This is a genomic window from Pseudomonas sp. RP-B7, from assembly GCF_059803535.1.
On record NZ_JAPFHC010000001.1, the window covers coordinates 181191 to 202118 of the forward strand.

Annotated in this window: 16 protein-coding genes; all 16 read left to right on the top strand. The window is 65.9% G+C overall.

The genetic code is table 11. From position 1 onward, the window contains the following. The 16 genes from OPU96_RS00815 to OPU96_RS00890 all read left to right on the top strand — a co-directional run bounded on the left by OPU96_RS00815 (window position 1) and on the right by OPU96_RS00890 (window position 20927). Window positions 1-5457 (top strand): non-ribosomal peptide synthetase, encoded by a 5457-nt coding sequence (locus OPU96_RS00815; RefSeq protein WP_498558493.1) that lies wholly within the window; start codon window positions 1-3, stop codon window positions 5455-5457. Continuing rightward, window positions 5454-7187 (top strand): ABC transporter ATP-binding protein, encoded by a 1734-nt coding sequence (locus tag OPU96_RS00820; RefSeq protein WP_498558494.1) that lies wholly within the window; start codon window positions 5454-5456, stop codon window positions 7185-7187. Before OPU96_RS00815 ends, OPU96_RS00820 begins: the two co-directional genes overlap by 4 nt. Next, a complete protein-coding gene (locus tag OPU96_RS00825) occupies window positions 7184-8929 on the top strand; it encodes an ABC transporter ATP-binding protein (RefSeq protein ID WP_267863895.1) in 1746 nt (581 codons plus the stop codon). Before OPU96_RS00820 ends, OPU96_RS00825 begins: the two co-directional genes overlap by 4 nt. Then, window positions 8923-10026 carry a saccharopine dehydrogenase NADP-binding domain-containing protein gene (locus OPU96_RS00830; RefSeq protein ID WP_498558495.1) on the top strand — a complete coding sequence of 368 codons (1104 nt, stop codon included), beginning with the start codon at window positions 8923-8925 and terminating at the stop codon, window positions 10024-10026. Before OPU96_RS00825 ends, OPU96_RS00830 begins: the two co-directional genes overlap by 7 nt. After that, a complete protein-coding gene (locus OPU96_RS00835; RefSeq protein WP_267863893.1) occupies window positions 10023-11060 on the top strand; it encodes a class I SAM-dependent methyltransferase in 1038 nt (345 codons plus the stop codon). The genes OPU96_RS00830 and OPU96_RS00835 overlap by 4 nt, the downstream gene beginning before the upstream one ends. Next, entirely contained in the window at window positions 11057-12727 is a 1671-nt protein-coding gene (locus OPU96_RS00840) for a class I SAM-dependent methyltransferase (RefSeq protein WP_498558496.1), read from the top strand. The genes OPU96_RS00835 and OPU96_RS00840 overlap by 4 nt, the downstream gene beginning before the upstream one ends. Beyond that, window positions 12724-13902, top strand: a complete 1179-nt coding sequence (locus tag OPU96_RS00845) for a cytochrome P450 (RefSeq protein ID WP_267863891.1) — start codon at window positions 12724-12726, stop codon at window positions 13900-13902. The genes OPU96_RS00840 and OPU96_RS00845 overlap by 4 nt, the downstream gene beginning before the upstream one ends. Then, entirely contained in the window at window positions 13845-15044 is a 1200-nt protein-coding gene (locus OPU96_RS00850; RefSeq protein WP_267863890.1) for a Gfo/Idh/MocA family oxidoreductase, read from the top strand. The genes OPU96_RS00845 and OPU96_RS00850 overlap by 58 nt, the downstream gene beginning before the upstream one ends. Continuing rightward, a complete protein-coding gene (locus tag OPU96_RS00855) occupies window positions 15041-15760 on the top strand; it encodes a VOC family protein (RefSeq protein WP_267863889.1) in 720 nt (239 codons plus the stop codon). Before OPU96_RS00850 ends, OPU96_RS00855 begins: the two co-directional genes overlap by 4 nt. After that, complete coding sequence (locus tag OPU96_RS00860; RefSeq protein ID WP_498558497.1) at window positions 15753-17351, top strand: (2,3-dihydroxybenzoyl)adenylate synthase; 1599 nt, start codon at window positions 15753-15755, stop codon at window positions 17349-17351. The genes OPU96_RS00855 and OPU96_RS00860 overlap by 8 nt, the downstream gene beginning before the upstream one ends. Continuing rightward, window positions 17348-18106 (top strand): thioesterase II family protein, encoded by a 759-nt coding sequence (locus OPU96_RS00865; protein WP_267863887.1) that lies wholly within the window; start codon window positions 17348-17350, stop codon window positions 18104-18106. Before OPU96_RS00860 ends, OPU96_RS00865 begins: the two co-directional genes overlap by 4 nt. Next, window positions 18103-18411, top strand: a complete 309-nt coding sequence (locus tag OPU96_RS00870) for an isochorismate lyase (protein WP_267863886.1) — start codon at window positions 18103-18105, stop codon at window positions 18409-18411. Before OPU96_RS00865 ends, OPU96_RS00870 begins: the two co-directional genes overlap by 4 nt. Continuing rightward, entirely contained in the window at window positions 18408-19793 is a 1386-nt protein-coding gene (locus tag OPU96_RS00875) for an isochorismate synthase (RefSeq protein ID WP_267863885.1), read from the top strand. The genes OPU96_RS00870 and OPU96_RS00875 overlap by 4 nt, the downstream gene beginning before the upstream one ends. Before the next feature lie 173 nt (window positions 19794-19966). After that, complete coding sequence (locus OPU96_RS00880) at window positions 19967-20302, top strand: integrative conjugative element protein, RAQPRD family (RefSeq protein WP_498558498.1); 336 nt, start codon at window positions 19967-19969, stop codon at window positions 20300-20302. Next, complete coding sequence (locus OPU96_RS00885) at window positions 20299-20538, top strand: TIGR03758 family integrating conjugative element protein (protein ID WP_267863883.1); 240 nt, start codon at window positions 20299-20301, stop codon at window positions 20536-20538. The genes OPU96_RS00880 and OPU96_RS00885 overlap by 4 nt, the downstream gene beginning before the upstream one ends. Before the next feature lie 17 nt (window positions 20539-20555). After that, entirely contained in the window at window positions 20556-20927 is a 372-nt protein-coding gene (locus tag OPU96_RS00890) for a TIGR03745 family integrating conjugative element membrane protein (RefSeq protein ID WP_076953679.1), read from the top strand. Window position 20928 lies beyond the last annotated feature (1 nt).

The following is a 20928-nucleotide window of genomic DNA, read 5'->3' on the forward strand; positions in this document are numbered from 1 at the left end:
ATGCCCGCCGCCAAACTGCTAAGCGAACTCAAGTCCCTGGGCGTCGAACTCTGGCCCCAGGATGGCCAACTGAAATTCCGCGCGCCCCAGGGCCTGCTCGACACCGAACGCCTGGCGCAACTTCGCGAACACAAGCAACAGATCCTGCACCTGCTGGAGACACAGGAACGCCCACTCGTGCAGGCCGATCCGGCGCAGCACCACACGCCCTTCCCCCTCACCGATGTGCAGAATGCCTACCTGCTGGGCCGCCAATCGTCCTTCGGCTACGGCAATGTCGCCTGCCATGGCTACCTTGAACTGAGCTGGCCAACCCTGGACCCTCAGCAGGTGGAACAGGCCTGGAACCGCCTGATCGCCCGCCACGACATGCTGCGAGCGGTGATCGCTAGCGAAGGTTCGCAGCGTGTTCTGCCCGACGTCGACCACTATCCGCTGGCCATCGCCGATCTGCGTGGCGCCACCCGCGAGCAGCACCAGCACGCGGTGCAACAGATTCGCCAGGCCATGGAGCAGAAGCTCTACCCCACCGAGGTCTGGCCGCTGTTTGAACTGCGTATGAGCCGCAGCGACAACGGCGACACGCTGCACTTCTCCATGGACTCCCTGATTGCCGACTGGGCCAGTGCGCAGCTGCTGTTCAATGAGCTGGAGCTGTTGCTGCAGGATCCCCTGGCAACGTTGCCTGCCCTGGACATCACCTTCCGCGACTATCTACTGGCCGAGCGCAGTTTGCTCGAAGGCAGCCGCCACCAACGTGACCGTGACTACTGGCTGGCCCGCATCGACGCATTGCCCGCTGCCCCACAACTGCCGGCGCCCCTGAGCGGCGAAGACACCCGCGTGCCCCGTTTCCAACGGCACTCGGCGCAGCTTGAGTCGCAGCCATGGGCCGCCCTGAAAAGCGCTGCCAGCGAACGCGGTCTTACCCCATCCATCGTGGTGCTGGCGGCCTATGTCGCCACGTTGCAACGCTGGAGCCAGCAGCCTGCCTTCAGCCTCAACCTGACATTGCTCAACCGCCTGCTACTGCACCCGCAGGTGGATCGCCTGGTGGGCGACTTCACCTCGGTCAGCCTGTTGCAGGTCAACGATCCTGAAGGGCTGGACTTCACCGCCCAGGCACGCCAGTTGGGCAGCCAATTGTTTGCCGACCTGGAGCACCGGCTATTTTCCGGCATCCAGGTCATGCGCGAAATCGGTCGACGCCGCGGGCGTGAAGCGGCGGCCATGCCGGTGGTCTTCACCAGCGCCATCGGCCTGGGGATCGAGGCACCGCCGGCTAGTCAACGCCGGGTGGGCCACGGCATCACCCAGACGCCGCAGGTCACCCTTGACTGCCAAGTGATGGATGACGCCAACGGCCTGCACATCCATTGGGACGTGCGCCAAGGCGTATTCCCCGACGGCCTGGTGGACGACATGCAACAGGCCTTTGTCGCCGAACTGCAGTTGCTCGCCCTTGATCCGGCCGCCTGGGAACATCCGGTGCAAGTGACGCTGCCGGCCTGGCAACAGCGTGAACACCTGGCGGCGAATGCCACCGCCGCCCCGTTGCCCACCGGTCGCCTGCACGACGGCCTGCTGGCCATGGCTTGGGAACATCCCCACGCCCTGGCGGTGATCGATGCCAGTGGCAGCCTGACCTACGCCGCCCTTGCCGAACGCGCACTGGCCGTGGCCTCCACCCTGCGTGAGGCCGGGTGCGACGCGCAGGAACCTGTGGCGATCCTGATGCCCAAGGGTCTCGACCAGGTGGTGGCGGCCTACGGCGTGTTGCTCGCCGGCGCGGCCTATCTGCCCCTGGACAGCAACGCTCCGGCCGCACGCCGCGACCGCGTACTGCTAAGCGCCAAGGTGCGGCATGTGCTGGGGCATTCCCTGGCGCAGCCGAACACGCCGTTGCCCGAGACATTGCAATTGCACGCCGTAGACCGGTTGCCCTCGGCGGGCGCGGATTTCGAGCTGATCGAGGGCGGCCCCGATAACCTCGCCTACGTGATCTACACCTCCGGTTCCACCGGCGAACCCAAGGGCGTGATGATCAGCCATCGCGCCGCGCTCAATACCGTGCAAGACATCAACCGACGCTTTGACGTCAACGCCGATGACCGCGTACTGGGCCTGGCGCAGTTGAGTTTCGACCTGTCGGTGTATGACCTGTTCGGGCCCCTCGCCGTGGGCGCAACCCTGGTGCTGCCCGACCCGGCACGTGGCGCCGACCCGTCGCACTGGGCTGAACTGGTGCAGCGTCATCAGGTCACGCTGTGGAACTCAGTGCCGGCACAACTGCACATGCTCGCCGACTACCTGCACGCCGAACCCCGCCCACTCGACAGTCTGCGCCTGGCCTTGCTGTCCGGTGACTGGATCCCGCTGAACCTGCCACCGCAACTCCAGGCGTTGTTGCCCGACCTGAAACTGATAGGCCTGGGCGGCGCCACCGAAGCCTCGATCTGGTCGAACCTACACCCTATCGGCGCCATCGACCCGGCGTGGCGCAGCATTCCCTACGGCCTGCCGCTGGCCAACCAGGGCTTTCGGGTACTCGACAGCCATTGGCGTGATGCGCCGACCTGGGTGCCGGGCGACCTGTATATCACCGGTGTCGGCCTGGCCCAGGGCTACCTGGGCGATCCGGCATTGAGCGACGCACGTTTCTTTGCTCACCCGCTCGACGGCCAGCGCCTGTACCGCACCGGTGACCGTGGCCGCTATTTGCCGGGGGGTGAACTGGAATTCCTGGGTCGTGAAGACGGCCAAGTGAAAATTCGCGGCCATCGGGTGGAACTCGGTGAGATCGAGGCCGCACTGCTCGCCACCCCTGGCGTGGACACTGCGGTGAGCCTGGTCAGTGGCGACCTGTTGGCGTTCGTCACCGCTGCACGCGCCGAACCCGAGCCGCTGCCAGGCGCGCCGTTGCTCACGGCGGTCAAACGTTATGCCGACAGCCAGGTGGGCAGTTTCGATGCGCAACAGGTGCGCGGGTACCAGGCTGACCTGAGTGCCGCCGCATTGAGTTCGATGCTGGAGGTGTTGCTCAAGGCCGGACTGTTCAGCGGCGAACGGGCCGAACCGGACGCCGCCACAATCATGCACGCCTTGCAGGCCGAGCCGCACCACCATTGGCTGGTTCGCCGCTGGTTGGGCGCGCTGTGCGAGGCTGGTCTGCTGCACTACACCCACTCGCACTACCGCCTCACGCAACCTGCGCCCAACCCGGCGCTGGCGTGGGGCCGGGTGGAACAAGCGGTCGCCTCGGGGCTGTGCAGCCAGGCGCTGCTCGACTACCAGCTCAACCATGTGTGGCAACTGCCGCAACTACTCAAGGGCGAGGTCAACCCGTTCGACTTGCTGTTCCCCCAAGGCCAACTGGACTTGGCCTTGCAGTTGTACGGCGGGGATGCCGTGTCGCGCTACAACAACCACAGCATCGCGGCGCTGATCAACCGCCTGGCCACCCACCATCAAGGCGACGGCCCGCTGCGCATCCTCGAAATCGGCGCCGGTACCGGCGCCACCAGCGCGCCGGTCATCGGCTTGCTCGATGGGCTGGAAGTCGACTACCTGTTTACCGACATGACCGCGTTTTTCCTGCCGGCGGCCATGCAACGCTTTGCTGAACAGGCCTGGGTACGCTATGGCGTGTTGGACATCGACCAGGACATCCGCCCCCAGGGTTTGGCCAGCAACAGCGTGGATATCGTGCTGTGTGCGGGCATGCTCAACAGCGTCAAGGACATCGATAATGCCCTCGGCCAGATCACCGAGTTGCTCAGCCCTGGCGGCTGGCTGGTGTTCAGCGAACCGACCGGCGAATGGCCGCCGATCCTGCTGACACAGGGCTTCATGATGACACCGGCCAATGGCGACCACGACCAGGGCCGCAGTGGCCTGCGTGACGCCGATATCTGGCGGGCGCGGGTCAAGGCCTTCGGTGGCGAATGCCTGCCTGCCCTGCCCCAGGCCGATCATCCGCTGGCCGCCCTCGGCATGCAGGTATTCGCCGCGCGCTTCAAGTCCGGCGTGCAGCGCCTGAGTGTCGACAGCCTGCGCCGCGCCCTGGCCGAGCGCCTGCCGGACTACATGCTGCCAGCGCACCTGCAGGTACTCGACCGCTTGCCGCTGACCGCCAACGGCAAGGTCGACCGCAAGACCTTGGCCGGCTGGCGCCCTGCCGTCGATGCCCAGGCCTCCAGCAGCCAGGAAGCGCCGGGCGATCCGCTCGGCGCCGAGTTGTGCCGCCTGTGGGCCGACGCCCTGGGGCTGGCGCAGATCGGCGTCGAGGACAGCTTCTATGAAAAAGGCGCTGACTCGCTGATCCTCGCCCGCGTCGCTGGCCAACTGCGTGAGCAACTGCCCCAGGCCCAACGCCTGAGCTACGACACCTTGCTGCGCCAGATGCTCAACGAGCCGAATGTCGCCGCCCTCGCGCGCCTGCTCAATCAGGGCGAAGCTACGCCGGGCGCGATTGCCCCCAGCGGTGAAGCGCAACGCTCGTCCAGCAGCAACGCGCTGGTGGTGCCATTTGGCGGGGGTGACGTCGGCCCGGTCCGGGTGATGTTCCACGCCGCCCTCGGCACCCTGGATTATTTCCAGCACCTGGGCCGCGCCCTTGCCGACCAGCAGGCCGGCCCGGTGATTGGCTTTGCCGTGGCTGACACCGAACAGTACCTGGCGCTGGAGCCCAAACGCCTGATCGAGCGCGTGGCCGAGGACTACGCCGAGCGCTTGATTGCTGACGGCCATCAACGTTTTCAGCTGATCGGCTACTGCCTTGGCGGGCTGCTGGCCACTGAGGTTGCCCGGCGCTTGCTCGAACGCGGTATGGAGGTGGTCGACCTGAGCCTGATCGACAGCATCCCGATGTTCATCGACACCGACGAAGAGCTGGCCTACGAGGCGATCTTCGTGCCCAACCTGAACCTGGACCCAGTGAAAACCGTGTTCGGCGCGCACATCGAAGACTACGACGTGTACCGCGCCATCGACTTGTTGATGGCGCGAGACAACCGCCGCGTGCCGGCCGGGGCCATGGCGGCGTTGAACGGCGATCCGGGGCTGGACGCGCTGGCGCTGGCGGTCCAACAGCAATCGGCGCGCAGCCAGGAGGAGCGCCTGGCCGAATACGCACGCCTGGCCTCGGGCCAGGCCGGGGTGCCGATCGGCCCCGAACTGGTACCGACGCTGTTTCGTGTGTGCCGCCACAGCATGCGGGCGGCGCGGTTCGACCCGCCGCCGTTCCTCGGCAACATGACCTACCTGCGCTGCCTGGAGCAGCAATCGTTCGGCATTACCGGCGGCGTCGGGCATTTGGCCGCACCGTTCTGGGAAGACGCCTGCCTGGGCCGCTTCGAGCTGATCGACGTGCCTGGCAACCACTTCAGCGTGATCGAACCGCCCCACGTCCACACCGTTACTGCGCACCTGCTTGAGGCCCTTCGGAGAAACTCATGACCACTGCCTTGGATACTCTGAAACGCCCGGTCAATCGCCTCATCCGTCTTGGTGTGGCATTCGCCGCCCTCGGCGCATTGGTCAACCTGGTGCCCTTTATCGGCCTCACCGAACTGGGCCGCTTACTGTTGGCCGGCAGCGCCGACAGCAAGACCCTATGGCTGTGGGCCGCGCTGGTGGTGATCGCCCTGAGTGTGGGGTGGATGGCCAGTGGCGTGGCGCTGTGGTTGACCCATGTGGCTGACCACCGGCTGCAATCGAGCTTGCGCGAAGCCATGGTGCGCAAGCTCGGGCGCGTGCCGTTGGGCTGGTACACCGACACCACCTCCGGCGCCGTGCGCAAGGTGGTGCAGGACGACCTCGAAGACCTGCACCACCTGGTCGCCCACCACGCGGTGGAACTCACCGCAGCCATCGTCACGCCGCTGGCGGGCCTGCTGTGGCTGGCGACGTTGAACTGGCGGCTGGCGCTGCTGGCGGTGCTGACACTGCCCATCTACGCGGTGGCCTACACCCTGATGATGCGCGGTTTTGGCGCCAAGATGCAGTTGCTGGACAAAAGCATGACCCGGGTCAGCGCGGCGATTGTCGAGTTCGTGCACGGCATTGCCGTGGTCAAGGCGTTCGGCCAGGTCGGCCAGGCGCACCGCAGCTATCAGCAGGCGGTCAACCAGTTCAGCGAGCAGTACGCCGGCTGGGTCAAGCCGCTGCTGCGCCTGGAAGCCTTTTCCTCGATGGCCTTGAGTGTGCCGGTGATCCTGCTGGTGAGCCTGGGGGTGGGTAGCCTGTTGTTGGCGCACGGTTGGATCACACCGCTGGAGCTGTTCGCCGAAATCCTGGTGGCGGTGGTCATCCCGCAGTCACTGCTGGTGATCAACCAGAGCCTCACGGCCCAGCGTACGGCCCTGGCGGCAGCCGGTCGCATCGAAGCGCTGCTGGACGTTGAAGAATTGCCTACGCCCAAGGCCTGCGTCCAACCCCTGGGCAGCGACATCCGCTTTGAACAGGTGCAGTTCGGCTACGACGCCGAGCACCTGATCCTCAAGGGCGTCGACCTGCACTGCCCGGCCGGCAGCGTGACCGCATTGGTCGGCGCGTCCGGTGCTGGCAAGTCGACCCTGGCCAAGCTGGTGCCACGCTTTCATGACGTCAACGCCGGCCGGATCTGTGTGGGCGGCGCCGATGTGCGCGAGATCGACTCGCGCCAGTTGTATCAACACGTGGGCTTCGTGTTGCAGGACGCCCAACTGGTGCACGGCACCGTCGCCGACAACCTGCGCCTGGGCAGCCCGGATGCCAGCGATGCAGAGGTCGAGGCGGCAGCGCGCTCGGCGCAGATCCATGCGCGCATCCAGGCCCTGCCCCGGGGTTATCAATCGGTGATCGGCGAAGATGCGATCTTCTCCGGTGGCGAGGCGCAGCGCGTGTCCATCGCCCGCACGCTGCTGGCCGACACGCCAGTGTTGATCCTCGATGAAGCCAGCTCCCACGCCGATCCCGAGTCCGAAGCATTGATCCAGGATGCGCTGTCTGCCTTGGCACGTGGCCGCACGGTGCTGGTGATTGCCCATCGCCTCGCGAGCATCAGCGGGGTCGATCAGATCGTCGTCCTCGATCAGGGCCGCGTGCTGGAAAGCGGCCGCCATGAACACCTGCTGAACGCCAACGGTGCCTATGCCCGACTGTGGCGAGCCGGCACCGAAACCCCTGCCGTGGAGATGTCCCAGTGATTCGCAGCCTTGTGACCTTACTGGGCCCGGCCCATGCCCCGCGTCTCTACCGTTACCTGGCGTGGCTGGTGACCAGCGCCGTGCTGCAAGGCCTCGCCGTGGCGCTGCTGGTGCCGATCCTGCACGCGTTGTTCGCCGGCGACCTGCCCACGGCCACCGCCTGGCTGGCGGGCCTGGCGGCCATGGTGGTGCTGACCTGCATCGCCCACTACCAGCAGGCCATGAAGGGCTTCGCCCTGGCCTTGCTGGTGCTGACGACCTTGCATGATCGCCTCGGCCAGCACCTGGTCAGCCTGCCGTTGGGCTGGTTCAACTCGGAAAAGGTCGGGCGCCTGTCACGCAGCGCTACCAGCGGCACGTTGATGGTCACCGGTTTGTTTGCCCATTACCTGGGGCCGGTGGTGTCCGGGGTAGTGGTGCCGGCCACCGTGGCGCTGACGCTGTTCGTGTTCGACTGGCGCCTGGGCCTGACGGCTGTGTTGTGTGCGCCGCTGATCTACTTCACCCATCACTGGTCGGCCGCCGCCATCGGCAGCAACGATGCGCGAGTGGAAGCCGCCGCGACACTGGCCGGCAACCGGGTGGTGGAGTTCGCCCGCTATCAGCAAGTGCTGCGCGCATTTGGCCGCACCCAGGACGGCTACGCGCCGTTACAGGCGGCCAATCACGCACAAAAGCTGGCGGGTGGTTCGATGCTGTCGCAGACCTTTCCCAAGCTGCTCGCCGGTGGTTTGACCGTGCAACTGGCCTTTGCGCTACTGGTCGGCGTGGGCATTGCATTGGCGGCTCATGGTGAAATCGATGCGATCCAGTTGGTGGCCCTGCTCGCCCTGGCAGCACGATTCGTGGGGCCATTGGCCGAAGCCGCAGCACGCAGCGGCCTGTTGCGCATGGCCGGCAACGACCTGGATCAATTGGTGAGTATCCTGCGTGAGCCGCCGTTGCCCGAAACCGCCGTCAGCCTGCCCCTGTCAGCACCCGGCAGCCTAGCCTTCGAACACGTGAGCTTCGCCTACCCGAGTGGCCCGACGGTGTTGCGCGACCTGACCTTCAGCGCACCGGCGCATTCGATGACCGCGATTGTCGGCGCGTCGGGCTCGGGCAAGACCACCGTCACCCGCCTGTTGATGCGTTTTTTCGACACCACGGCGGGCAGCGTCAAGGTCGGCGGCGTGGACGTGCGCGATCTGTCCAACGCGGCGCTGATGGCGCAACTGTCGCTGGTGATGCAGGACGTGTACCTGTTCGACGACAGCCTGGAAGCGAATATCCGCGTCGGTAGCCCGGACGCCAGTGCCCGCGACGTCGCCGAAGCGGCACGACTGGCCGGTGTCGATGAAATCGTCGCCCGCCTGCCCCAAGGCTGGAACACCCCGGTGGGCGAAGGTGGCGCATCGTTGTCCGGCGGTGAGCGTCAGCGCGTGTCCCTGGCGCGCGCCTTGCTCAAGCGTGCGCCTATCGTGCTGCTGGACGAAGCCACCGCCGCGCTCGACCCGCACAACGAAGCCTTTGTACAGGCCGCGATTCAACGCCTGATGCAACACTCGACCGTACTGGTGATCGCCCATCGTTTGCCGACCATCATGGCCGCCGACCAGATCCTGGTCCTGGACGAAGGTCGCCTGGTGGAATCAGGCACTCACGCGCACCTGCTCAGCCTCAACGGTCGTTACGCCGGGTTCTGGCATGACCGTCAGCGCGCCGGTGGCTGGCGCCTGAATGCGAAGGCCAAGCCATGCTGATCGGGGTGCTGGGCGCCAGTGGCGACGTCGGGCTGGCCAGCGCACAGGCCTTGTTAAGCCTGGGCCTGCAGGACCTGCGCCTGGGCGGGCGTGACGCGCACAACGGCGCGCGCTGCCTGGCGCAGCTCCAGCAGCAATGGCCCGATGCACGCCTGCAATGGGTCGCCGTGGATTTCAACGACACGCCAGCCCTGGCCAGGTTCGCCCGTGGCTGCGACGTCTTGCTCAACTGCGCCGGCCCCGCCTGGCGCGTGGCGGACCGTGTCGCGCAGGCCGCCTTGAACGCCGATGCGCATTACGTCGACGCTGCGGGCGATATCCAGCTCGACCCGGCTTTATGGCGCGGACGCAGCGCGGTGCTTGGTGCGGGCCTGCAACCGGGCCTCACCGGCCTGCTGCCACGCTGGCTGGCGCTGCAGGGGTTTACACGGGTGCTGGGGCTGAACAGCTATTTCGGTCTGCGTGACCACTTCACGGCGGTCGCCGCCGACGACTTCCTGCAAGGGGCGGTAGGCGGCACCAGCGAGCCCTTGGCGGCCTGGCACAACGGCCGTTGCAGCCGCGCACTGCGACGCAGGCGCGATGTGCTGCTGCCGTGTTTCCCCGGGCCGGTGCAGGTGCTGCCCTACTTGAACCGGGAAGGCGAACGCTTGGCCAGGGACCTGCGCCTGGAAACAGGCCAGTGGTTCAACGTGATGACCGACGGCCATGTACTCAAGGCCCTCGACCAGGCGCACAGCCTGCCGCGTACCGAAGCGGTGCAACGCTTATGCACGGCCAGCCAGCTGGACCTCAGTGGCCAGCCTTCCTTTGTCACGTTATTGCTGCAACTCGATGGCCTCTGCGACGACCAGGCGTACACCCGCAGCCTGGTCGTCAGCGGCGGGGGCAATGCGCCTCTGACCGGCGCCATGGCGGCAGTCACGGTGGTGAGTGTGCTCGAAGGCGAAATCCGCCCAGGCTGCCATGACGCCGCGTACGCGTTGCCGCCCGCCGCCAGCCTTGAGCGCCTGCAACGCACTCAGGCGATCCGCGCACTGACCCTGCTGGACCACCCACTCGCACACCTGCAACACGCCGAAGAAGGTTGCCTATGAACACCGCCCTTAACGCACTGGAGCAACTGAGCCTGGGTGTCATGGCCGACGTGCTCCTGCGTACCCAGGCCTTGCCGATGCAGGTCTGGCGAACCGCCGCACAGCTTAACCAAGCGCTCGGCACCGCACCGCGCCACGCCTGGATCGTGCGGCGCTGGCTCGCGGCGTTGTCGCGTACCGAAGCCGTGCAGGTAGACGGCGAGCGGTTGGCCTGGAATGGCACGCCGCCTCAAGCCGCCATCGGCGATTTGCCAGGGTTGTATGCCGAGCTGGGTTTCCCGTCGAGCATGGCGCAACTCCATGCCCAGGTCATCGAGTGCCTGCCCGAGTTGCTGCGCGACCGCATCGCCCTAGCGCCGTTGCTGGTGCTCGCCGGGGACCCGGTGGCAGTACTCGGTGCGTACCAGCACAACCACTTCACCGCCGCGATCAACCAGACGCTCGCGGCCCGTGCGCGAGAAGCCAGCGCCGCCTGCGACGATGTGTTGCAGGTGCTGGAACTCGGCGGCGGTGCCGGCGGTACCACGCGCGCCGTGCTGGCAGCCCTGGAGGACCGTGAAATAGCTTATCGCTTCACTGATATCAGCTCACTGTTCACCGGCGCGGCCCAGCGCGCATTCCGCCTGGAGCCCGGTATGCAATTCAGCCTGCTCGATCTCGACCGCGACTTCAGCGAGCAAGGCATCGCGCCCCGTAGCCTGGACTTGGTGGTCGCCGGCAACGTGCTGCACAACGCCTGCGACCTGCCGCGCAGCCTAGCGCGAATCCGCGCTTGCCTGCGCGACGGCGGCACCTTGCTGTTCAGCGAATCCATCGCCGACAACCCGGCGATGCTGACCTTCATGCACCTGTTGCTGTCTCCGCCGGCCGGCGCGCCGCTACGGGCCACCGATGAGGTGTTCATGCCACCCGAAGTCTGGCGCCAGGCCTTGCACGTCGCGGGCTTTGAGTTGCTCGACCTGTGGCCCGCTGCGACCGACCCGCTGGCCGCCACCGGGCAACGTCTGTTCCATGCCACCGGAGTTTCCCGATGAACGTCGACATCCTGCTGATCGACCTGCCCACTGCGCCCTGGCAACTGCCTGCGTTTACCGACCTGGGCGTTCATCAATTGGCGCCGGCCCGGCTGTTGGCCTTGCTTGAGCGCCAACGCCCGGCTGTGGTGATGATGAGCGCCGAACAGCTGGAGCGCCTGCTGGATTCCCCCGCATTGGCGTTGAGTGATTTGAGCCACCTGCAACAGGTGCTGTTCGTCAGCCACCGCCCGGGTGACTGGCAGCTCGCAGAGCGTGCCGCGGCGCAACTCGATTGCCGCGTGCAAGGTTTCACGGAGCAATGGCACGACTTGGCCAGCGTCAAGCTGGCGCATCAACGCTGGCGTGAGCGCGCTTTGGGCCATCCGCAAGTCAGTGCCGTTGCCCTGCACGGCCAGACGCTGTTCGTGGTGCCGCGTCCCTGCCCAAGCAGGCCGGTGGACGATCACCTGGCCGCAACCGAGGCCGCTCTCGACCAAGCCTTTGAACCCGCGCAACTGGTGGAGGCGGTGCGACTCAATGATCGACTGGGTCACGCCGCGCTCCTCTCCATGCTCAATGGGCTTGAGCAGTGTGGGTTGCTGCCGGCACCGCTTAATGATGTGGCCCACAGCCTGGCACTGGCGGGCATTGCCCCTGGTCACCGGCCGTTGATTGCGCGCTGGATGGATGTGCTGCAGTCCCAAGGCCTGTTGCAACGCGTCGCCGATCGGTTGCAGCCCACCCTCGACGCGACTGCCTGGAGCGATATCGCCCTAGAAGCTATCTGGGCGCAGTTGAGCGTGGAGTGGGCGCGCAACACAGGCGGCAGCGGCACCCTCGCCTATGCGCGGGAAAATGCGCGGCAGTTGCCGTTGTTGATGCGCGGTGAGTGTGCGGCGGTGCACCTGTTGTTTCCCGAAGGCCGCACCGAGCGCGCGGCGGCGCTGTACCGCGAGAGCCTCGCAGCGCAATACCAGCACCGCGCCGTCGCGCACTGGATCGGCGCCTGGGCCGCACGCCAGCCGGCCGGTGTGCCGCTGCGCGTGCTGGAAGTCGGCGCGGGCACCGGGTCCACCACCCAAGCGGTGTTGCCCGCCTTGGCGAATGCCAGCGTGGACTATCTGTGCACTGACGTATCGCGCTACTTCAGCGAGCAAGCCGCCGAGCGGCTCAAGGACTGGCCAGGGGTGCGTCACGGCGTGTTCGATATCGACCGCCCGGCCCTGGCCCAGGGTTATCCCAGCCAGAGCTGGGACCTGATCGTTGCCGGGGGCGTGCTGAATGCCGCCCGCGACACCGAGCGGTCCCTGGCCACCCTGCTCGCCTTGCTCAAGCCGGGCGGTTGGCTGGTGTTCAGCGAACCGACCCAGGAGGAATTCTGGGTGATGGCCTCCCAGGCTTTCATGCTCAACCAGGCCAGCGACGAACGCCAGCTCAGCAGCGCCACCTTCCTCGACCTGTCGCAGTGGCAAAGCGCATTGGCGCGGGCCGGATTCCACGGCAACCGCAGCCTGCCCGCCGCCACACACCCGCTGGAGCCCCTGGGCCATCGCGTATTCGTGGCCCAGGTCCCGGCCCAACGCCTGAGCCGCGCCGCACTGGCGGCCCACCTGGAAGACCCCGAATTGCAGCTTGAGTTGCTCGACCATTTGCCCGACCTCAGCACCCCCAAGGACTTGCCATGACCCCGCTGGCCTACCCGTTCAACCGTTTCACCGACTTGAAGCTGGCCGAGCCCTATCGCCATGCCCAACAGGCACCGGGGCTGCTGCGCATCCAGATGCCCATCGGCGCCCCCGCCTGGCTTGCCACTCGCTATGACGATGTGCGCCTGGTGCTCGGCGACCGGCGCTTCAGCCGCAGCGAGGCGTTTCGCCGCGACGATAGCCCGCGTGCCTTCCCACGCATCGCCGGTGGCATCGTGATGATGGACCCGCCGCAACTCACGCGAATCCGCTCGCGCGCCGCCCAGGCTTTCACCCGCCGCCGCGTCGAAGCCCTGCGTCCCCACGCCCGCGACTACGCCCATCAGTTGATCGACCGCATGCTCGCCGCCGGCCCGCCGGCCGATCTGGTCAACGACTACGCCTTGCCGTTGCCTCTGGCGCTGATCTGCGAGCTGCTGGGTGTGCCGGTGCAGGACCGTGACCGTTTCAAGGTGTGGAACGACTCCCTGCTGTCGACCCGCCCTGAAGATGCGGATCAGACCCAGCGTCACTTGGGCGAACTGGCCGCGTACATCAAAGACCTGGTGGCCGAACGTCGACGCGCGCCACGGGATGACTTCATGACCGCCCTGACCCAGGCCGACGAAAAAGGCGAGTCCCTCAGCGAGGAGCAATTGCTGCTGTTGTGCATTGCGATCCTGGTCGCCGGTTACGAAGGCAGTGCCTCGCAGATCCCCAACTTTATCCAGGTGCTGCTGGAGAACCCCGCGCAGTGGCAACAGCTCAAGGCCGATCCCGAGCAGATACCGCAGGCGGTCGAAGAGCTGCTGCGCTACATCCCGCTGGCCTCGGCGGCGATGTTTGTGCACTACGCGCTGGAAGACATTCAGGTCGGTGAAACCCTGGTGCGCCAGGGCGACGCGGTGTTCGCCTCGATCGGCGCCGCCAACCATGACCCGGCCCGCTTTGAAAACCCGCAGGCGCTGGACCTGCAACGGGATGCCAGCGGCCATTTCGGCTTCGGCCACGGCCTGCATCACTGCATCGGCTCAGCCCTGGCGCGGGTCGAATTGCAGGAGGCGCTGCACGCCCTGGTGGTGCGCCTGCCCAGTCTGCAGCGCTGTGGCGACGTGCAATGGAAAACCGCGACGTTCTTTCGCGGCGCCCACTGCCTGCCGGTGACCTGGTCATGAGCCGCCCGGCTGCACGCAAACGCGTGATCGTCGCCGGCACTGCGTTTGGCCGTATCTACCTGCAGGCCCTGGCACGCGCCCAGGCCGACTATGAACTGGTGGGCATCCTGTCACGCGGCAATGCCTACTCGCGCGCCTGCGCCGCGCACTATGGCGTGCCGTTGTACGAGGCTGTCGAGCAAGTGCCGGATGACGTCGACATCGCCTGCGTGGTGGTGCGCTCCGGCGCCACAGGCGGCGCCGGCAGTGAGCTGGCCCAGCACCTGCTGCGACGCGGTATCCACGTGCTGCAAGAACACCCGGTGCACCACCGCGAAATCGCGGCGTGCATGCAGGCCGCTCGTCAAGGCCAGGCAGCCTACGCGGTGAACACGCTGTACCCGAACATCCTCGCGATCCGGCGTTTTCTCGCCGTGGCCGGGTACCTGCGCGAGCAGCAAGGGCTGGCGTACATCGACGCGGCCTGCAACAGCCAGGTGGCGTACCCGCTGCTGGACATTCTCGGGCGCCTGGCCGGTGGCCTGCGGCCCTGGGTGTTCGCAGCGCCGGCCACCGGGGTCGGGGCGCAGCCTTTCACGCGGCTCAACGCGAGTTTCAACGGGGTGCCAATCAGCCTGCGCATCCAGAACCAGGTGCACCCCCAGGACCCGGACAACCATTCCTTCCTGTTGCATCGCCTCGAAGTGGGCTGCGAAGCCGGCGTGCTGAGCCTGGGCGACACCCATGGCCCGGTGCTGTGGAACCCGCGCCTGCACGCCCCACGGGACAACACCGACCGCCTGATCATGGCCGGCCCCGGCAGCGAACGCCTGGCCGGGCCGACGATGGTGGTGCTCGACCCGCAAATCCCTGCGAACTACCACCAGGTGTTCAACCAGCTCTGGCCCGACGCGGTCAGCCTTGCGCTGGGTAAACTGTGTCGCGACATCGACGACCCCGCACGCCGCCTGCGCAGCGGCGTGTGGGCCACCGAGGTGTCCATGGCCTGGCGCGAAATGAACGGCCTGATCGGCATGCCCGAACTGATCGAGCCCAGGGTGCCGCGTGCGCTGTCACTGGCCGAACTTCATGCCCGTGCCGACGCCGTGCAACCCCCTTGCGGTGACGACACCGCCCAACTGCTGGGAGCCCTGCCGTTTTGAACACTGCCCAACCCTCTTCCGCCTGCAGCCATGTGCTGCTGTGGGTGCGTGACTTGCACCAGGCCGTGGCGAATTTTCGCGCCGCCGGCTTCGAGGTCACTTACGCCACCGCCGAAGCCAGCGCACAACACGCGCACATCTGGTTCTGCCAAGGGCCGATCATCGAACTGTTGACCACGCCGCGCCATGCCTGGCTGTTCAAGTGGCCCATTGACTGCCTGGCCGGCCGGGGTGCCGGACGGCGCATGTTGCGCTGGGCCGCCCAGGGCGAAGGCTTCTGCGATCTGGCCCTGCTCTGCGAAGACCCGGCCCTGGCGCCTCGCCTCAAGGGCCTGGCGGCTTGCGGGGTCAGCATGGGACGTACGGTGAATTGGCGGCGCACCTGCGCCGATGGCAGTCAGACGCGCTTTCGTTTCGTGTACCCGCGCCATGATCGCTTGCCCTTCCTGGTCACGCCCTACTCACCGTCCCAGCACCCGGCGCACAGGGTCCACCCCAATGGCGCTACCGGGTTGGCCGCGATTCACTTGGGCGTACACCCCGACGATCACGCCGCCCTTCACCTGCTGGCCGGCGATGATCCGCTGCTGCGCCTGCAACCGGCCACGCACACCGGCGTACAGGCGGTGCAAGTCACCGGCCTTGCGCACCCGCTGAATCTGCACGGTGCCCAGTTGCTGGGCTGCCCGACTGCCCAAGGAGATTGCCATGCTTGATGGATGCACTGACTGGCCCGACGACTTTATTCGCCGCTACCGCGAGCAAGGCTACTGGCGCGGCGTGCCCTTGGGCGAACTGCTGCGCGAGCAGGCCCGGCGCACGCCAAACAAGGAGGCGCTGGTAGACGGCTCGCGGCGCTGGAGCTACGCCGTGCTCGACCATCAGGCCGACCGCCTGGCCGCCGGCCTTGCCGAGCGCGGGCTGGTGGCTGGCCAGCGGGTGCTGGTGCAGTTGCCGAATATCGCCGAGTTCTTCAGCCTGACCTTCGCCCTGCTGCGTGTGGGCGTGATCCCGGTGTTTGCGCTGCCGGCCCATCGCGAACATGAACTGGCGCACCTGGCGCACCTCAGCCAGGCAGTCGCCTATGTGATTGTCGATCAGCACCTGGGCTTCGACTATCGCCCGTTGGCGCGCAAACTGCGCGAGCAAGTGCCGAGCCTGCAACAGGTGTGGGTGGTCGGTGCCGCCGAGGAATTCGTGTCGCTGGCGCAGTGCGTAGCCAGACCGCGCGAACTGCCTGCGCCGGATTCACGGGAGGTGGCGGTGCTGCTGTTGTCCGGCGGCACCACCGGCCTGCCCAAACTGATCCCGCGCACCCATGACGACTACGCGTGCAATGCGCGCCTGGCCGCCCAGGCGTGTGGGTTCGATGCCAATACCCGATACCTCGCCGCACTGCCGGTGGCGCACAACTTCCCCCTCGCCTCTCCTGGTGCTTTGGGCGTGTTCAGTGTCGGCGCTACCCTGGTGCTGGCGCCGGAACCGAGCCCGGACACCGCCTTTGAGCTGATCGAGCGCGAACGCATCACCCACACGGCCCTGATCCCACCGCTGGTGTTGCTGTGGCTGGAAGTCGCGCAATGGTCCGATAACGACCTGAGCAGCCTGCAATGGCTGCAGGTTGGCGGCGCCCGGCTCAAGGCCGAGATCGCCGCACGCATCCGCCCGGTCCTGGCCTGCGGCCTGCAACAGGTGTACGGCATGGCCGAGGGTTTGCTGTGCTTCACGCCACTGGATGATCCGCAGGCGCGGGTGTTCGACACCCAGGGGCTGCCGCTGACCGCCGACGACGAGATCCGCATCGTCGACACTGACGACCTGCCGGTCACCCCCGGCACCGTCGGTGAGTTGCTGGTGCGCGGGCCCTACACCATTCGCGGCTATTACAACGCCGCCGAGCAGAACCAGCGCGCCTTTACCGCTGACGGTTTTTTCCGCAGCGGCGACTTGGTGCGACGCCTGCCCGAGGGGCATTTGATCGTCGAGGGACGCAGCAAGGACGTGATCAATCGCGGTGGCGAGAAAATCCCCGTGGAAGAGATCGAAAACCTGCTGCTCGGGCATCCGCTGATTCGCGATGTGGCGCTGGTGGCCCTGGCCGACGAGTTGCTCGGGGAGCGCAGTTGCGCCTGCGTGCTGGCCCACGGCGAGCGGGTCGACCTGGCCTCGATCAACGCCTGGTTGCGGGAACGCGGGCTGGCCGCCTACAAATTGCCGGATCGCTTGCAGGTGCTGCGCGAGTTCCCGCTGACACGCCTCGGCAAGGTTAACCGCAAGGCCCTGGCGGAGCAGGTGCTGGCGCTGTGAGCGGCGTTGCATCGCCCTGGCTGCGCGTGCTGCGAGAAAGCGAACAGGCGCGGGCGCGTCTGGTGTGCCTGGCCCATGCCGGGGGCAGCGCGAGTTTCTTTCGCCCGTGGCTGGCACACCTGCCGGGAGATATCGACCTGTTGGCAGTGCAGTATCCGGGGCGTGAAGAGCGTTTCAACGAAGCCCATATCCCCTGCCTGGACAGCCTCGCCGGGCACATTACCGAAGCGCTGCAAACGCTTCCCGCCCGGCCCTTGCTGCTGTTCGGCCACAGCATGGGCGCGGCGCTCGCTTACGCCGTGGGGGTGCGCCTGCAAGCAGCAGGTTCTGGAGCCGCCCATGTGTTTGTCTCGGGCCACGCGCCTCCACATCGACAACCGCCCAGTGACCTGCACCGCCAGGACGACGATGCGCTGGTCGCCGACATCCTGCGCCAGGACGCCGACGCCGCCGGCCTGTGGGCCAACCCGCAACTGCGTGCGTTGTTCTTGCCGACCCTGCGCAGCGACTACCAGGCCATCGAAACCTGGCGGCCTGCGCGCCTCGCACCACTGGCGGCACCACTCGACGTACTGCTGGCCCGAGATGACACGCAAGTCAGCCTCGAACAGGCCCGCGCCTGGGCCGACCTTAGCGACCACAACCCGGATATCCGCCTGTTCGACGGCGACCACTTTTACCTCAGGCATCAGCCGCTACCGGTGATCCGTCACCTGTTGCGTCGCACCGCCTACCATCAGGGAGACTCGGTATGAAAACCCCGGAACACTGCACTGGCCTTTCGGACATTCGTCATGCCATCGACAGCCTCGACCAGCAAATCATCGACGCCCTCGGCCTGCGCATGCAGTACGTCAAGGCCGCCTCCGCGTTCAAGCCTGACCAGACCAGCATCGCCGCCCCGGAGCGCGTCGCGACGATGTTGCCGCAGCGCCGGCAATGGGCGCAGGCCGCCGGGTTGGACGGTGAATTTATCGAAGGGCTGTTCAACCAGATTATCCACTGGTACATCGCCGAGCAGACCGCCTTCTGGCTACAGAAAAAGAGTAAGGTCGTATGAACGCGGCCGCATTGCTCAAGGTGTTCCAGACCGCGCACCAGCGTGCGGTGGCGTATCAACGGCCAGTCATCGCGGTTTCTTCGCACGCCGCACCGACGCTGGAGGCCGTGGCCCTTTACGAAGCCCACCGGCAGGGTTTTTTCTGGTGCGCGCACTCGCCGGACCTGACGCTGTTCGGTCTTGGCTGCGCCTGGCAGATCGAGGCCAGCGGCGCCCAGCGCATGCTAGAAGTAAACCGCCAATGGTTCGCACTGTGCGCCGACGCGGTGATCGATGGGCCCAAGGCGCCTTTGCTGCTGGGCGGCATGCGCTTCGATGAACAGCGGCCATGCGCGCCACATTGGGCCGCCTTCGCTGACGCCAGTTTTCATCTGGCCCATTGGCTGCTCAGCGAAGACGCCGACGGCCGCTGGCTGCGCTGCCAGCGGGTAGTCGAACCTGGCAGCGACCCGGCGGCATTGATCCGCGACAGCCTCGCGGCCTACGCACAACTGCTAAACCCTCCCGCCTTGGCCGCCACCTCATCCAAAGTACTCGAATGCACCGCGCTGCCTTCACCGCAGTGGCAAGCCAAGGTGGACCAGGCGTTGCAGGCCATCGCCGCTGGCGAGCTGAGCAAGGTGGTGCTGGCGCGGCATGTCGACTATCAACTGGACGCGCCCCTCGACAGCGGTGCGGTGATGCGTCGGCTACACGCCCGTCGCAACGCTGCCCACTTGTTCGCCCTGCATCGTGGCGGGCACTGCTTCATGGGCGCCACCCCCGAGCGGCTGCTCAGTTGCCATGACGCCCGCCTGACCACCCATGCCCTGGCGGGCAGTGCGCGACGCGGCATCAATGCCGACCAGGATCACGCCATAGGCGAACGCTTGCTCGCCGACCCCAAGGAGCAGCACGAACACCAGTTAGTGGTGCAGACCATCACCCAGGCCCTGACCGGCAAGGTCAGCGAACTGCAGGCCGCGCCGCGCCCCGGCTTGCTGAAACTGGCCACGGTGCAGCACTTGAGCACGCCCATCGCTGCGCGGCTCAACACCGGCAAACACCTGCTGGACGGCGTGCAGGCGCTGCATCCCACGCCGGCGGTCGGTGGTTTGCCAAGAACCACAGCCATGAACTTCATCCGTCGCCACGAAGGCTTTGACCGAGGTTGGTATGCGGGGCCCGTGGGCTGGCTGGACTCAAAAGGTAATGGAGATTTCGTAGTAGCTCTGCGTTCTGCGCTAATCACGCATCAACACTGTCATTTGTTCGCAGGGTGCGGGATCGTTCATGGTTCATGGCCTGCCGATGAGTATGAAGAGACTCAGATCAAACTTGCCAGCATGGAGGAAGCATTACTGCTGTTTCCATGCCGATCAATATCTAGCAGCGAAGTGTAGCTACAACTGGATAACGTTCCACTTGAAAACTATGAAAATCTTCTTGGAGCACGTGTCGAACTTAAGTGAATTTTCTACCACCACCTAAACGCGACTGAACGTACTTCAGATTTTCTACTGAATGAATTATCTGCTCACTTGATGCTGCCTCCAAACTCATTCGGAACAGCATCATGTTGACTAAAAACATCCGCAGTTTTTTGCTACTTCCAATAGCATTGACCTATAACAGTAGCTATGCCGTTTCCGCCCAAGAGCAGGTCCAGCTCTGTCTTATCCAGCAGCAACTCGACACCATCGAACGCCTTGTGAAACGAGCTAAGACAGCCAACAAGGCTGAACCCGATGTCCGTTACCGTTTCGACTATCCCCGCCTGTCTCAGGACATCCAACGTATTCGCCAGGGCGTGCAGCGTTATCTGTCCCCCTCTCGCGCCCAACCCCGCGCCCCCTCTGAATTGGTCGGCGAATACCGCCTCGACACGCCGCCCGCGGAGCCGTCGCCATGAGCATGACTGACGCTCAGATCGCAGCGTTCCAAAACGCCTCCGGCTTCGCACCGCAGAGCAGCTCGACGCTGTGGCTGTCCCTTGTTCTGGTTCTGGCTTTGCTTTGGTGCGCCTGGGTGATGTGGACGGCTTACCGGAGTTGGGCCACCGGCAGTGTGCGCTTCGGCGCGCTTGGCGGAAGTACCGCACGCGTGCTGCTCACCTTGTTGGTCCTGATGTTCTTCACCCTGTCCTAACCCAGGAGATCGCCACCATGCTCAAGTGCTTTGCCCCTCTGAAAAACAATCTGCGAGATAGTGCCAGCCAACGCTTGATCGGTCTGCTGCTGGTACTCGGCCCAAGCCTAGCTTTCGCCGAGCTCCCAACCATGGAAGCGCCTTCGCGTGGTGAAGGCTCCGGGTTGATCGAGACGATCAAAAACTATGCCTACGACGGCGGTATCCTGCTCGGTCTGCTGATCGCTCTACTCGCGTTTCTCGGTGTGGCTTGGCATTCCCTGACCGTCTATGCCGACGTGCAGAACCAGCGCAAGACCTGGAAGGACCTCGGCGCGGTGGTCGGTATCGGAGCGCTGTTGGTGGTGATCATCATCTGGTTCCTGACCAAGGCAGCCGCGATTCTGTGAG

Bases quoted from the DNA above. Each gene is read 5' to 3' on its own strand.
- OPU96_RS00860 (WP_498558497.1), top strand. From the start codon at position 15,753: ATGCTTGATGGATGCACTGACTGGCCCGACGACTTTATTCGCCGCTAC.
- OPU96_RS00845 (WP_267863891.1), top strand. From the start codon at position 12,724: ATGACCCCGCTGGCCTACCCGTTCAACCGTTTCACCGACTTGAAGCTG.
- OPU96_RS00880 (WP_498558498.1), top strand. From the start codon at position 19,967: ATGTTGACTAAAAACATCCGCAGTTTTTTGCTACTTCCAATAGCATTG.
- OPU96_RS00830 (WP_498558495.1), top strand. From the start codon at position 8,923: ATGCTGATCGGGGTGCTGGGCGCCAGTGGCGACGTCGGGCTGGCCAGC.
- OPU96_RS00850 (WP_267863890.1), top strand. From the start codon at position 13,845: ATGGAAAACCGCGACGTTCTTTCGCGGCGCCCACTGCCTGCCGGTGAC.
- OPU96_RS00890 (WP_076953679.1), top strand. From the start codon at position 20,556: ATGCTCAAGTGCTTTGCCCCTCTGAAAAACAATCTGCGAGATAGTGCC.
- OPU96_RS00835 (WP_267863893.1), top strand. From the start codon at position 10,023: ATGAACACCGCCCTTAACGCACTGGAGCAACTGAGCCTGGGTGTCATG.
- OPU96_RS00885 (WP_267863883.1), top strand. From the start codon at position 20,299: ATGAGCATGACTGACGCTCAGATCGCAGCGTTCCAAAACGCCTCCGGC.
- OPU96_RS00875 (WP_267863885.1), top strand. From the start codon at position 18,408: ATGAACGCGGCCGCATTGCTCAAGGTGTTCCAGACCGCGCACCAGCGT.
- OPU96_RS00820 (WP_498558494.1), top strand. From the start codon at position 5,454: ATGACCACTGCCTTGGATACTCTGAAACGCCCGGTCAATCGCCTCATC.
- OPU96_RS00840 (WP_498558496.1), top strand. From the start codon at position 11,057: ATGAACGTCGACATCCTGCTGATCGACCTGCCCACTGCGCCCTGGCAA.
- OPU96_RS00870 (WP_267863886.1), top strand. From the start codon at position 18,103: ATGAAAACCCCGGAACACTGCACTGGCCTTTCGGACATTCGTCATGCC.
- OPU96_RS00815 (WP_498558493.1), top strand. From the start codon at position 1: ATGCCCGCCGCCAAACTGCTAAGCGAACTCAAGTCCCTGGGCGTCGAA.